This is a genomic window from Pseudovibrio sp. Ad5, from assembly GCF_001623095.1.
In the GTDB taxonomy this organism is placed as follows: Bacteria; Pseudomonadota; Alphaproteobacteria; order Rhizobiales; family Stappiaceae; genus Pseudovibrio.
Genome location: NZ_LMCH01000007.1, coordinates 62363 through 74967, shown reverse-complemented (window position 1 = coordinate 74967; position 12605 = coordinate 62363). Strand labels below are relative to the sequence as shown.

Sequence of the window (12605 nt, the reverse complement as noted above, 5' to 3'; positions counted from 1 at the left end):
TCAATCACAGGAATAAATTTCAACGCAACCGAGTTCAAATGACCTTCATACTAGTTTTCCATGTTCTATTAGTTTTGACGTTTACAATTCGAATTCTGCTGCGAGATGATTTGTCACCACCGGTTCGCCTCGCCTGGTTCATCGTTTTGAACGTGCTGCCCTATGTCGGCATCGCCATTTACTTCCTCTTTGGAGAAACGGATCTTGGCCATCGCGCAGACAAACGCCACAAAGAGATTTTTGATGAGATCCATGAAAACGCTAAGCAATTCATGGGCACGCCAGCTGATGTCGATCAGCTGATCAACCCGGAATACCGCAACAGCTTCCATTATGCTGGTTCAATAAACGGCTTTTATCCAGTTGCTGGAAACAGTGCCACACTCATGGAAGATGCCACAGCGACCCGCGACAGCTTGATAGCAGACATCGATGCCGCGCAGGACTATGTGCATGTTCTCTATTACATCTGGCTAAATGACCACACGGGCACAGCACTCGCCAACGCTTTGATCAGAGCAACCCAGCGAGGGGTCGTATGCCGCGCGATGGCAGATGGTCTCGGCTCACACCAGCTCATAAAGTCACAGCTATGGGAGAAGATGAAGGAGGCAGGCGTTCAACTGGCTGTCGCTCTGCCACTGGACAAACCAGTGCGAACGCTCCTGACCAGTAGATTGGACCTGCGCAACCACCGTAAAATCACTATTATCGACGGGAAAGTCACTTACTGCGGCAGTAGAAACTCAGCTGATCCGGAATTTCTGGTCAAAGCAAAATACGCTCCCTGGGTCGACATCATGCTACGCCTGACCGGGCCCATTGTGACGCAAAACCAGCTTCTGTTCATAAGCGATTGGATGCAAGCAACAGGCGAAAAGCTAAATGACTTTGAATTGAAGTCAGAACCGGCACAAGAAGGGTTCCCGGCACAGGTGATGGGCGATGGCCCAACGGAACGCAAAGGAGCAACCCCTCAGCTCTTTGCCTGCCTGATTGCAACCGCCCGCTTCGAACTCGCATTATCGACTCCCTACTTTGTCCCCGATGAAACTGTTCTGGAAGCCTTGCGCGCAGCGGCTTATCGAGGCGTAAAGGTCACCTTGATTTTCCCAAAGGTCAACGACAGCTGGATCGTGGCAGCTGCAAGTCGCAGCCACTATTTCAAACTTCTGGAGGCCGGTTGTGATCTCTTTGAATTCAAAGGCGGTCTATTGCACGCCAAGACACTCACAATGGATAACAAGATCACTTTGATCGGCTCTTCCAACCTTGATCTGCGAAGCTTTGACCTAAACTACGAAAACAACATTCTGTTGCAGGACAAGACAATAACGAACGCAGTTCTAGGCCGACAACAGCAATACCTCGACAGTTCAGATCAGGTCTTTTTTGAAACCGTTTCCAGTTGGTCATACCTCAAGCGAATAAAAAACAACATCATCGCAACAGTCAGCCCGATCTTGTAGTCCTGCAGCTAAACATAGCCTGTTTGGTGCTTAACCAGACTTAACAAAAATACCGGAAGGATCAGCAGCAAGGCCATGGCGCATCGTGTAATGCTCTTCCATCTTCTGCCTCATCGCCATGGACTACCGCAGCGCCCATAACACCACTAAGTCTGAATTAAAAGGCTACGCGTTAGCTCATAAAAAAGAGGCCAATGGGCCTCTTTTTCAGTACTCATTTATAGCTAACAGGATCAGATTACCGCGTGAGCGCTTGATAAAATGGCTTGTCTTTCAGGGCGTCTATATCCGCTTGGGAGATTGCCTTATCTCCAGACGCCGCTCCTCGTGAGCCAGACTCATTTCGGAAAGTCGCAAAAGAAAATCCGTCAATTCCCGCATCAGATTCCGGTATCACCCCCGGCGCAATGCCAGCATCCTGTAGAGCTTGCTCCAGCTTGCCAACAAAGTTCTTAAATGCATCAGCTCCATCAGCAAAACTTGGATCCTCAGCGTAAGGATACAGAGTGATCTGTGCCCCTTGTGTAATCCGATCAAACCCGGCACGCCGCTCTTCAAACTCAGCTGAAGCAACGTCTCCTCGCTTCTCGAGACGCGCTATCTCTTTGTCGTGGGTCTGCCGCGCACCCTCGGTGTTTGTCGCCTTAAAGCCAAGGAACGGATTGTCTTCAGACAGCAACAATGGCGTCAAAACATCATAAGCCTGTTCCAACTGATCTGCATTAATACTGAGGTGCAGCTTGTTGCCATCTCGTTGCAGCTCGGGGGCAGAGTTTGCAATCTTTCCATCAGAGGTCAGCCGCTCAAACGTTGTGAAAGTCGGAGAGCCAAATCCAGTCGAGATCGCAAAATCTTTATTGACCAGCTCACTTTTTTTCGCATCTAGTTGAGTTTTCAAGCCTGCCTGAGCTTCCTTGTCATCCCAAGGTGTTTGCGACTGCAGTTTTTGAATATCTTTAGTCTCCAAGATATTCTTATGAGCACCATTCAAAGAATGCTCACCATCATACGCGCGCACCACATGCCCTGTTGCGGTTGATGCTGCTAGATTTGCCAGAGCTTCAACATTTTCAACCTTCGCACCTTGTTCGACAGCCAAGCTGACAAGGTTTCTCTCAAAGGTCTGTTGTGCTGCAGGAGAAGAAAGCGGATACCGCTGTGCCAGCTTGGTAAACTCCGCACCACCTGGAATATAGGCCTTCAGTTCATCAGAGTTTCGAATAGCATCAAATACTTCGTGCAGTGTCGCATCTGCGGATCGCAACTCCTGTTTCGACACCGGAGTTGCATCCTGCCCCTGACGCAGCAAGGAAGCGCTGACTTGCGTGGCCAGCGTGGTCCCATATCGCTTCGAAGCGGCCTGAAAAAACTGAGCGCTCACATCGTCATTATGCTTTTGAACAGAAGCCTGTGTTGGCCCCAAGTGCACCAAGCCACGCAACACATTTACAACTTTTCCGCCAAAGCTGGAACCTGCACGAATAGCATCCACATCGATGCCAGCACCTGTTGTATGTTGAGGTTGTGTAGCTTGCGCTACATTAGAAGAAGAAACGCCATCAACCATGAGAATATTCCAAATTTTTATCGTTGGGATTACACGGGGAGAAAATCAGTAGTACCAAGACTCAGGACTTCAGATCGCACTGGCTCAGTGCCTTGCAACTTAGCTTGCCAGCTGCCAGCAACTTTCAGGATTTCCTCAACCCATTGCGAGAAAATTGTTAAGTTGAGAGAAGAAGTTGGCAACGACGCCAGCAACGCAGCCTGCCCCATCGGAGTGCGGGCAAAACTATAAGCATGCACTGCATGAAAATTCTCATGCAGCATCTTTGCCATCATGTTTGCAGGTACTTCGTCTTCGTCACTCAGCACGATCAGCGCCTTCAGCCAATCATCGCCGCAAAACAATTGCAACACCAACTCATCAAACTGAAGAACACATTCACCAGCCTCTGTCAGACACAAGTTGCTAAGGCCGATCTGCTCTCCAAAGAGCACCAATACATTTTCTGCATTCTGCTTAGACACGGGGCATATGCCTTTCTCGATTGAACACTGTGTCAATCCTAGAAGTACTCTTGCCGACCAGCTGTCTTATTTGTCACTTAAAAGAAAAACTAACTCACGCTATCAAGGCATTTGAGATTAAGGCCTGTTTTGCGTATTTCCCTGCCCCAACAGGTGAGCACCATACGAGACCGCCTCATCTCTAACTAAATGCTGCGCAACCGCAGCAATCTCAGCACAGGCACGTTGGTAATTCACTCCGAATTTCTCGAAGATATCCCCTTCAACCTTGAAACTTAAACGCTGATAGAATGAAACAGCATCTTCTCTTGCATCGCACCAGATGTTGTCTGCCTTTTGTAGGTCAGGCTGGTTTGCAGCAAAACGAATGAGGTTGCTTCCGATGCCGCGCCCTTGCTTTTCCGGCAACACCGCCAGTTTTCGCAGTCTCACAGAGGGCAGATCGAAGAAGAAAGACCCAACACCAATCAGGTTTTCTTCTTCAAAGGCTCCAATATGAAGGGCCTGGTGATCTTCTGGAACCATGACCCGTTCTATGGGAGATTCTGGCCAGAGCACTTGCTGACGTAGCTCGTATGTCAACGTTGCAGGAATGCTCCGAAAACTAATCTCTAGTTCTCTCATACTTCCCCTCACCGCTTAATCAGAGACCGGCTCATCAGCAAACTCAGCACAAGTGCCGGTAACATCAGCATAAAGCCGCCCTGGATACCGAGGTGATCAGCGGCGTAGCCGATGACGAGAGGACCGACGAGGAAACCGCCGAGAGCAATCTGCGTCATCAAGCCCACATTAACAGCAGCAGAGCGACCCGGTTTTTCAGCAGCAGCCGTAACAGCCAGCGGAAAGCCACCAGAAACACCCAGCCCAACCAGACCAAAACCAAGCAATGACACCGCGTAGTTTGGAGAAATCACCAGAATTCCGACACCAATGAGAGCAAGGATAACAATCCCGGCAGCTGCGATCTGAACGTCAACACGAGATCGCAACCAGTCTCCGGTTAAGCGCCCGAATGTCACCATCAGAGCAAAGGCACTATAAGCAATACCCGCGTAACCAGCTGATAGATCAAACAGATCAGTCACATAAATCGCAGACCAGTCCGCAATCGCCCCTTCTGTCATGGTGATACCAAACGCAAAGAAGCACACCGCAATCAGCGCTCCGCTCGGCATTTGGAAACCACTTTCAGACTTCTCAGCGACATCCGGCTCCCGGCCTTCTGTCAGGCTGTAGGAGGTAAACAGCGCTGGCAATAACGCCATACCACTTGCCATGAGAATGCTTTCAGATGGCCCATAGCCAACCCAGGAAAAGCCGGAGCTGATCAGACTTCCCACCAGCACACCAAGGCTCCACAAGCCATGACAGCCCGACATAATGAGCTGCCCGCTCTTCCGCTCGGTTTTATCCGCAATCACGTTCATGCACAGTTCCACAAACGCCAATGCGCTGCCAACAACTGCCAAATAAACAAACAGCTGCAGAATGGATTCGGCATACGTCGGCAATGGCATCAGACAGATGAACGCAAACAGACCCGCGATCAAAAGCTGGCGCGCTCCAAACTTCTCCGTTAGTCGCCCGGCAAACATCAGCATGAACAGCAGCCCAACCGGCATGCCAACCAGCGCAAGGGCAAACTCTCCTTCACTCACCTGAAGTCTTTGCTGAATTTCTGCGATGCGTGGAAACCAGGCACCCAGCGCGATGGGTTGAAGAAAGAAGACGCCGCGAATAAGATTCACATCGCGCGCACCAAGGACTGCTTGTTGTGTCATGGAAAATGCTTTGAAGAGAGAAAAACGACCTATTAAATATCTAGCGTGATATTTTAGAAAAATGCAAGCTGTGTAGAGCACCTAATACAACACAACGCCGTTTGCTGACGTAACAACGCAAATCAACGCGGAATATGCGCAAAAAACGCAATTCTGCGCAAAACCTTTCAAAAGGAATTTCCGTGCCCCTTAGCGACACCACAAAAGCGAAGTTAAAGAACAGAGTTGTCTGGAGTCGTCTCGTTGGATGGGGACTTTTATGTTATGCAACAGCAGCTTACGGCGGCATCGTTACTGCACCGGCCATCCCTGAATGGTATGCCTCTCTCAACAAACCATCCTTTAATCCACCTGATTGGATTTTCGCGCCGGTTTGGTCTGTTCTCTACACACTTCTCGGCATCAGCATCTGGCTGGCCACCGAATTTCAACAGACTGGCACCAACGAGGCAGCCAAACCACCTTCGAAAACCAGCATTCAGCTAACTTTCGTTATAGTGTTGTTTTTAAATGGCATTTGGTCCTGGGCATTCTTCGGACAGCAAAACCCGACACTTGGCCTTGTTGTCCTTATCATCTTGCTCGCGCTAAGTTTTTTCACTTTCCGCCTATTTTATAGAGCGCAAACCTTTGCAGCATGGCTATATCTGCCCTATCTCCTTTGGGTTAGCTTTGCAGCCGTCCTGAATGCCTCTATTGTGGTTCTGAATTAATCCAACACCTCAATCGAGACTTTTATTATTGGAGATTTTGATGAGCGGTATTGTTGCCACTCTAGTTCCTATTGCTCTATTCGCCGTCGCTCTGGTCCTCGCCCTCGGCCTTTGGAACATGATACGCGGTGGAGATCCAAACCGTTCGCAAAAGCTTATGAGATATCGTGTTCTGTTGCAGTTCGCAGCTATCATATTGATTATGCTTTCCGTTTACTTCGCAAGCACATCCTGATTTTGGTTTGAAACTAGTAGAAAATGGTCACTCTCAATAAGATCTATACAAAAACTGGCGACGACGGCACCACTGCACTTGGCAGCGGAGAGCGCAGGCAAAAGCATGATCTGCGCATTGAAGCCTACGGAACCGTTGATGAAACCAACTCAGTCGTCGGCATAGTCCGCCTGCACGCATCCAAAGAGATGCCAGTGCTGGATGAACTGCTTGGCCGTATTCAGAATGACTTGTTCGATCTCGGCGCCGATCTGGCAACACCAGACACCGGCGAAGACCTCGGATACGAACCGCTGCGCATCACAGATAATCAGGTCAACGCTCTGGAAGACGCAATCGACCAGATGAACGTTGAGCTTACACCGTTGAAATCATTTGTATTACCGGGTGGCACACCGCTGGCAACACACTTGCATCAAGCCAGAACCGTCTCTCGCCGCGCTGAGCGTCTCGTTGCTGCGCTCTCTCAAAAAGAGAAGGTCAACAAGCAAGCTTTGCAGTATCTCAACCGCCTCTCCGACCTCTTCTTTGTTGCATCACGCTATGCAAATTTGAAGGGCGAAGGCGATGTTTTGTGGGTAGCGGGCAAAAACAGATAGCGATTTTTTGATGAAGAATTTGATCAAAGGTGCTTGACGAATAGGTAAACTATCAACACTTATGGACAACTATCTTCACCATAAGGCCACTTGGCCTTATACATTGGTTGAAACCCAATACCTATTTACCCTAGGCGATCGTTGACAGCCCCAAAATTGCTCAGTACGGTCGCCGCAAATGTAATGCAATTTGCATTCCCTTTTGGCTCTGGTAGCCCGGCGGAAGCTGTGTCTTATCAACTTGGTGGCGACGCATACTCCCCTGCATTTCTAGTGGAGGTTCTAGGAACATGAAAATTCTCGTGCCCGTAAAACGGGTCGTTGACTATAACGTAAAAGTTCGCGTGAAAGCGGATGGCTCCGGCGTTGAACTCGCAAACGTCAAAATGTCCATGAACCCTTTCGACGAAATCGCCGTTGAAGAGGCTCTTCGCCTGAAAGAAGCTGGTAAAGCAACTGAGATCATTGTTGTTTCCATCGGCCCTAAGCAGGCGACTGAAACGATCCGCACCGGCCTCGCAATGGGCGCTGACCGCGGTATCCTCGTTCAGACCGACGACATTGCGGAGCCTCTCGCGGTAGCTAAGGTTCTCAAAGGCATCGTTGACGAAGAAGAGCCAGGTCTCGTTATCCTCGGCAAACAGGCGATCGATGACGACTGCAACCAGACTGGTCAGATGCTTGCTGCACTTCTCGGCTGGGCACAGGGCACATTCGCTTCCAAGGTTGACCTTGGCGATAACACAGTAGACGTCACCCGCGAAATCGACGGTGGTCTGCAGACTGTTAAGCTGAACATGCCAGCGATTGTCACCACTGACCTGCGTTTGAACGAGCCTCGCTACGCTTCTCTGCCAAACATCATGAAGGCAAAGAAAAAGCCGATTGCTGAGAAAACACTGGCAGACTATGGCGTAGACGCTACCCCTCGCCTCAAGGTTCTCAACACTGCTGAGCCTGATGCACGCAAGGCAGGCGTTAAGGTCGCTTCCGTTGATGAGCTGGTAGACAAGCTCAAAAACGAAGCTGGCGTTCTTTAAGATAGGTCAAGAGGAGTTAGCATTATGACCACGCTTCTTGTGGCTGAACATTCCAATTCTGCTTTGAACGAAGCAACGGCTAAGGCACTGACAGCAGCTGTAGAAATGGGCGGCGACGTTCATGTCCTCGTTGCTGGTAAAGACTGTGGCGCAGCAGCTGAAGCTGCTTCCAAACTGTCTGGCGTTGCTAAAGTTCTTGTTGCTGACGATGCAGCATATGAGCACCAGCTTGCTGAACCAGTTGGCGATCTGATCGTTGCACTTGCTGCTGATTACGACGCTGTTGTTGCTGCTGCGACAACCAATGGCAAAAACACTCTGCCACGCGTTGCTGCTAAGCTCGACGTGATGCAGATCTCTGAAATCATTGCCGTTGAATCTGCGGACACGTTCAAGCGTCCAATCTATGCAGGTAACGCAATCCAGACTGTACAGTCTGCTGATGCAAAGAAGGTTCTGACTGTTCGTACAGCATCCTTCGCCGCAACTGCTGAAGGTGGCTCTGCTCCGGTTGAAGCTGCTGCAGCTTCTGCTGATCCGGCAATTTCCTCCTTCGTGGGTGAAGAAATCGCAGCTTCTGATCGTCCAGAACTCGCAGGCGCTAAGATCATCATCTCCGGTGGTCGTGCTCTCGGTTCCGAAGAGAAGTTCAACGAAGTCATCACCCCTGTTGCTGATAAGCTCGGCGCAGCAATCGGTGCATCCCGTGCAGCTGTTGATGCTGGTTACGCACCAAACGATTGGCAGGTTGGCCAAACCGGTAAGGTTGTTGCACCTGATCTTTACATCGCTTGCGGCATTTCCGGTGCAATTCAGCACCTTGCAGGCATGAAAGATTCCAAGATCATCGTCGCAATTAACAAAGACGAAGAAGCACCAATCTTCCAGGTTGCTGATTACGGACTTGTCGCAGACCTGTTCGAGGCTCTTCCTGAACTGGAAAAAGCCCTCTAATCATATTTGATTAGCTTTTCAGGAACCCCGGGATGTTAATATTTCATTCTGGGGTTCTTGCTGTTTGAGGCAAGACTTGCGATGTATGTTGTTACGAGAACGTCAAAGCACGTTTAACCGATGCTTGTAAGAATTTGGATCTGACAATGGTGGTCGAAGTAAAGAAAGTCGGTGTTATTGGCGCCGGTCAAATGGGCAATGGCATCGCACACGTAAGTGCTTTGGCAGGATACGATATCGTGCTTCACGATATCGATCAGGATCGTATCGACAGAGGCCTGGCCAGCATCAATGGCAATATGGCACGTCAGATCTCAAAGGGCACGATCACTGAAGAAGATCGCGACCTCGCTCTTACCCGTATCAAAACATCTGACGATGTTAAATCCCTAAGCGATGCAGACCTCGTTGTTGAAGCTGTGAGTGAAAACGAGCAGGTCAAACGCAAGGTTTATCAAAGTGTTTGCCCGATTTTGAAGCCTGATGCCATCCTTGGCACAAACACTTCGTCTATTTCCATCACGCGTCTGGCATCTGCTACAGACCGTCCGGAAAAATTCATCGGCATCCACTTCATGAATCCGGTTCCGCTTATGGAACTCGTTGAGCTTGTTCGTGGCATTGCAACCAGCGATGAAACCTTTGAACTTTCCAAGGGCTACACCCTTGGCTTGCATAAGACGATTGCAGTTTCAGAAGACTTCCCAGCCTTTATGGTGAACCGTATTCTGCTGCCTATGATCAACGAAGCGATCTACACTCTTTATGAAGGTGTTGGCTCCGTTGAAGCAATCGACACAGCAATGCGCCTGGGTGCAAATCACCCGATGGGACCGCTGCAACTGGCTGATTTCATTGGCCTAGATATCTGCCTGTCCATCATGCAGGTGCTCTATGAAGGCCTCGCAGACAGCAAATACCGCCCATGCCCACTACTCGTGAAGTACGTTGAGGCTGGCTGGCTTGGGCGCAAAACCCAGCGTGGTTTCTATGACTACCGCGGTGAGGTTCCGGTCCCTACGCGCTAAAGCGTTTATAAGACACACAAAAGCCCGCCACATGAGCGGGCTTTTTTATTGCTGCGGTTCAGCTGGTTACTTAAACGTACCGCTGAATCCACCAATGGAAAGAGGATTATCCATCATCGCAGTGCGGTCAGGCGTGTCGGCAGCAACACCGCCGGTGAATGCATCAAACATTTTCTTCACAAAGCCCTCAGAAAGGCCTTTGGTAATGAAGACGAGCCGCGTTCTTTGATCAGCATCAGGCCACTCTGCAAGCCGTGCAGGTGGATGGAAGACATGCTGCACCCCATGGATCACTAAAGGCTGATCCGGGTGCTCTATGGTCTTTATAATCCCTTTAACGCGCAAAAGCTTAGGGCCATGTGCAGAGCGTAGCAGGTCCAGAAACATCTCTAGTGCAGCATTGGGGATCGCGCTGTCGGTCTCAAGTGTAAAGGCGCGAACATCTTTGCCATGGCGGTTTGGGTCATGATGATGGTGTCCATGATGATCATGCGAAGCGTGCTCATCTTTGTACGCCTCTTCCCTCAACCATTTCTGAACATCTGGGATTTTGCTTTCAGGATTGTACAGTCCGCAGTTGATGAGAGCTGCAGCCGTTGCAGAGCCATCTTGAGCATTGAGCACAGTTGCGCCAGGGTTCAGATGCTTCAGCTCAGCCAGTAAATCATCAGAAGGCTCCTGCAAATCCGTCTTCGTCATCACGATACGATCAGCAACAGCAACTTGTTTGACTGCTTCCTCATGAGAGTGGATCGTATCCAGACCGTTGACGGAATCGACCAATGTCACCACGCCATCAAGCCGATATCGCATAACCAAATACGGATGTAGCATCACAGTGTGCAACACAGGCGCTGGGTCGGCCAAACCTGTTGTTTCAATAATCACACGGTCGATTTTCTTCATGCGGCCATTGTCGATACGGCGCAGAATATCTTCCAGCGTGTTGATGAGATCACCACGAATAGTGCAGCACAAACAACCAGATGATAGCTCTATAATCCCATCATCAATGGTATCTACGAGCAAATGATCCAAACCGATCTCACCAAATTCATTGATGATGACCGCTGTATTTTCCAACACTGGCTCTTTGAGAATTCGATTAAGAAGCGTTGTTTTACCTGCTCCCAGAAAGCCAGTAATGACGCTCATTGGGATCGGGGTTGGCGGACTCCGCCTCTCTTGGGTACTAGCCATAATTCTGCACTGCCTGTAGCTACGGTGACTGCGTTTTACCGAAGGCAGACGTATTAGCATAGAGCCCACCCGGGCTGCCAAACAAATCTCGTTTAGAAGTCGATTTCAAAGGCCGCAAAGAAGTACCCTTGCCCACTGGCACATTAAGTTGCTGAATGCCTCCAATCGGCGCAGGCTCCAAACCTTTTTGCGACCCTGGTTTAGGCATTGGCAAAGGCACTGCATTTCCAAGCTTTTTCAGTGCGACAACCGGATGCTCATTGCCAATGCGCACAGTCACCGGTGCATATGACTTTAGCTGCGGGCCCAGAATTTCTTCATAGACCAAACCCCAGTTCACTTTCTTCTTGGAAAGACGAATGGACTTCCCGCGTGGGCTCGGACTGCCGGCATCGGCATAAGCCATCATGCTGGCAGAACCACGTTTTGTCCCAAAGCGATCAACAAGTTGCTGAGCCGTTGGCTTGGCATTGCGCTTACAATAGTGGTCCTTTGGTGGGTTGATATTCCCACTGCCGCGGAAAGCAGTAATTTTAGTTCCCGCTGTCTTCTTGAAACCACTATCAATAAGTTTCTTGGCAAAGGCTGAGCGCTCTAAACTGGAAGCTGCCCCCAGAACAACAGCGATAACTGTTTTTCCATTGCGTGTTGCAGAAGTCGCTACATTGAAACCGGAATTACAAATATATCCAGTTTTCAATCCGTTAGCGCCAGCAGTACGCAGAAGGAAGTCTCTGTTTCCAGACCGAAATGTTCTTCGGCCAAATCGAATTCCCGGGTGGCTCACATAAGAACGATACTGCGGAAACTGGCTCCACAGCGCACTTGCAAGCAGCGCCATATCACGTGCGGATGAAACCTGACGATTGTCTGGTAGCCCGTGAGGATTGACAAAATTAGTATGCGTCATCCCCAACCGACGCGCAGTCGCATTCATCTGGCTGATAAAGCTTTCTTCAGTGCCACCTACCCGTTCAGCAACAGCTACTGCAATGTCATTTGCCGACTTTACGAGGATCATTTTCAAGGCATTGTCGAGCGTGATTGTCGTCCCGACTTTGAAGCCCATCTTACTCGGTGGTTGATTGAGTGCGTTTTGAGAGACCATCACCATATCGCTCATGGCCATCTCTCCCTGAGAGATACTCTTGAAGGCAATATAGGCGGTCATCATCTTTGTTAGGGAAGCTGGGTACCAACGGTCGAAAGCGCCGTTCTGCTCCAAAACGTGTCCATTGTCGGCATCCATCAACAGCCATGCAGCAACATCTGCACGAGCATTTGTCAGCACGGAGGCAAAAGCTATTGCAAAAACAGCAAAAAATCGAAGTTTCTGGGCAATCCAATAAACCGAAAAATTCACGATCTTACCGCTCCACGCCTACCAGTTTATGCAGCAAACAACCATTGCATAGCTGTCTTCGATAGCTCAGTTGCTAGTTTAGTTTCATGAACAGCCCAAGCTACCGTTAGGAAATACAGTAGGGGTAAACAATAAAAACTATGTCACCAGACACCGGGAATAAAGATTGATGTCTCTCCTGAAATATTA

The 12605-nt window shown here is 49.6% G+C and carries 13 protein-coding genes; 7 read left to right on the top strand and 6 right to left on the bottom strand.

All coding sequences use genetic code 11. The annotated features are described in order from the left end of the window. Positions 1 to 38: 38 nt before the first annotated feature. Entirely contained in the window at positions 39 to 1469 is a 1431-nt protein-coding gene (cls, locus tag PsAD5_RS04620; protein WP_063291244.1) for a cardiolipin synthase, read from the top strand. Between the two features lie 238 nt (positions 1470 to 1707). On the opposite strand, the gene PsAD5_RS04615 is transcribed toward cls, so the two are convergent. The 4 genes from PsAD5_RS04615 to PsAD5_RS04600 form a co-directional block, all read right to left on the bottom strand. Next, positions 1708 to 3036, bottom strand: coding sequence for a hypothetical protein (locus PsAD5_RS04615; RefSeq protein WP_063291243.1), 1329 nt, complete (start codon positions 3034 to 3036; stop codon positions 1708 to 1710). 29 nt (positions 3037 to 3065) lie between these two features. Then, positions 3066 to 3500 carry a type III secretion system chaperone gene (locus tag PsAD5_RS04610; RefSeq protein ID WP_063291242.1) on the bottom strand — a complete coding sequence of 145 codons (435 nt, stop codon included), beginning with the start codon at positions 3498 to 3500 and terminating at the stop codon, positions 3066 to 3068. 117 nt (positions 3501 to 3617) lie between these two features. Further along, entirely contained in the window at positions 3618 to 4124 is a 507-nt protein-coding gene (locus PsAD5_RS04605; protein WP_063291241.1) for a GNAT family N-acetyltransferase, read from the bottom strand. Between the two features lie 8 nt (positions 4125 to 4132). Next, on the bottom strand, positions 4133 to 5284 hold the full coding sequence (locus tag PsAD5_RS04600) for an MFS transporter (RefSeq protein ID WP_063286198.1): 1152 nt from the start codon (positions 5282 to 5284) through the stop codon (positions 4133 to 4135). 182 nt (positions 5285 to 5466) lie between these two features. Between PsAD5_RS04600 and PsAD5_RS04595 the strand changes: the two genes are divergently transcribed. The 6 genes from PsAD5_RS04595 to PsAD5_RS04570 all read left to right on the top strand — a co-directional run bounded on the left by PsAD5_RS04595 (position 5467) and on the right by PsAD5_RS04570 (position 9853). Beyond that, entirely contained in the window at positions 5467 to 5997 is a 531-nt protein-coding gene (locus PsAD5_RS04595; RefSeq protein ID WP_084404299.1) for a TspO/MBR family protein, read from the top strand. 40 nt (positions 5998 to 6037) lie between these two features. Then, positions 6038 to 6232 (top strand): twin transmembrane helix small protein, encoded by a 195-nt coding sequence (locus PsAD5_RS04590; protein ID WP_063291240.1) that lies wholly within the window; start codon positions 6038 to 6040, stop codon positions 6230 to 6232. Between the two features lie 23 nt (positions 6233 to 6255). Next, entirely contained in the window at positions 6256 to 6831 is a 576-nt protein-coding gene (locus PsAD5_RS04585) for a cob(I)yrinic acid a,c-diamide adenosyltransferase (protein WP_063291239.1), read from the top strand. A 290-nt stretch (positions 6832 to 7121) separates the two neighbouring features. Next, complete coding sequence (locus PsAD5_RS04580; protein ID WP_057464633.1) at positions 7122 to 7871, top strand: electron transfer flavoprotein subunit beta/FixA family protein; 750 nt, start codon at positions 7122 to 7124, stop codon at positions 7869 to 7871. A gap of 24 nt (positions 7872 to 7895) precedes the next feature. Continuing rightward, positions 7896 to 8825 carry an electron transfer flavoprotein subunit alpha/FixB family protein gene (locus tag PsAD5_RS04575; protein WP_063291238.1) on the top strand — a complete coding sequence of 310 codons (930 nt, stop codon included), beginning with the start codon at positions 7896 to 7898 and terminating at the stop codon, positions 8823 to 8825. A gap of 146 nt (positions 8826 to 8971) precedes the next feature. Then, positions 8972 to 9853 carry a 3-hydroxybutyryl-CoA dehydrogenase gene (locus tag PsAD5_RS04570; RefSeq protein ID WP_063286202.1) on the top strand — a complete coding sequence of 294 codons (882 nt, stop codon included), beginning with the start codon at positions 8972 to 8974 and terminating at the stop codon, positions 9851 to 9853. Positions 9854 to 9919: 66 nt separating this feature from the next. Here the strand turns inward: PsAD5_RS04570 and PsAD5_RS04565 are convergent, their stop codons facing one another. Continuing rightward, positions 9920 to 11008: a CobW family GTP-binding protein gene (locus PsAD5_RS04565; RefSeq protein WP_084404297.1), complete on the bottom strand. Its 1089-nt coding sequence runs from the start codon at positions 11006 to 11008 to the stop codon at positions 9920 to 9922. 64 nt (positions 11009 to 11072) lie between these two features. Further along, on the bottom strand, positions 11073 to 12416 hold the full coding sequence (locus PsAD5_RS04560) for a D-alanyl-D-alanine carboxypeptidase family protein (RefSeq protein WP_063291236.1): 1344 nt from the start codon (positions 12414 to 12416) through the stop codon (positions 11073 to 11075). Positions 12417 to 12605 lie beyond the last annotated feature (189 nt).

Bases quoted from the DNA above. Each gene is read 5' to 3' on its own strand.
- PsAD5_RS04565 (WP_084404297.1), bottom strand. From the start codon at position 11,008: ATGAGCGTCATTACTGGCTTTCTGGGAGCAGGTAAAACAACGCTTCTT.
- PsAD5_RS04570 (WP_063286202.1), top strand. From the start codon at position 8,972: ATGGTGGTCGAAGTAAAGAAAGTCGGTGTTATTGGCGCCGGTCAAATG.
- PsAD5_RS04605 (WP_063291241.1), bottom strand. From the start codon at position 4,124: ATGAGAGAACTAGAGATTAGTTTTCGGAGCATTCCTGCAACGTTGACA.
- PsAD5_RS04580 (WP_057464633.1), top strand. From the start codon at position 7,122: ATGAAAATTCTCGTGCCCGTAAAACGGGTCGTTGACTATAACGTAAAA.
- PsAD5_RS04615 (WP_063291243.1), bottom strand. From the start codon at position 3,036: ATGGTTGATGGCGTTTCTTCTTCTAATGTAGCGCAAGCTACACAACCT.
- cls (WP_063291244.1), top strand. From the start codon at position 39: ATGACCTTCATACTAGTTTTCCATGTTCTATTAGTTTTGACGTTTACA.
- PsAD5_RS04600 (WP_063286198.1), bottom strand. From the start codon at position 5,284: ATGACACAACAAGCAGTCCTTGGTGCGCGCGATGTGAATCTTATTCGC.
- PsAD5_RS04590 (WP_063291240.1), top strand. From the start codon at position 6,038: ATGAGCGGTATTGTTGCCACTCTAGTTCCTATTGCTCTATTCGCCGTC.
- PsAD5_RS04585 (WP_063291239.1), top strand. From the start codon at position 6,256: ATGGTCACTCTCAATAAGATCTATACAAAAACTGGCGACGACGGCACC.
- PsAD5_RS04575 (WP_063291238.1), top strand. From the start codon at position 7,896: ATGACCACGCTTCTTGTGGCTGAACATTCCAATTCTGCTTTGAACGAA.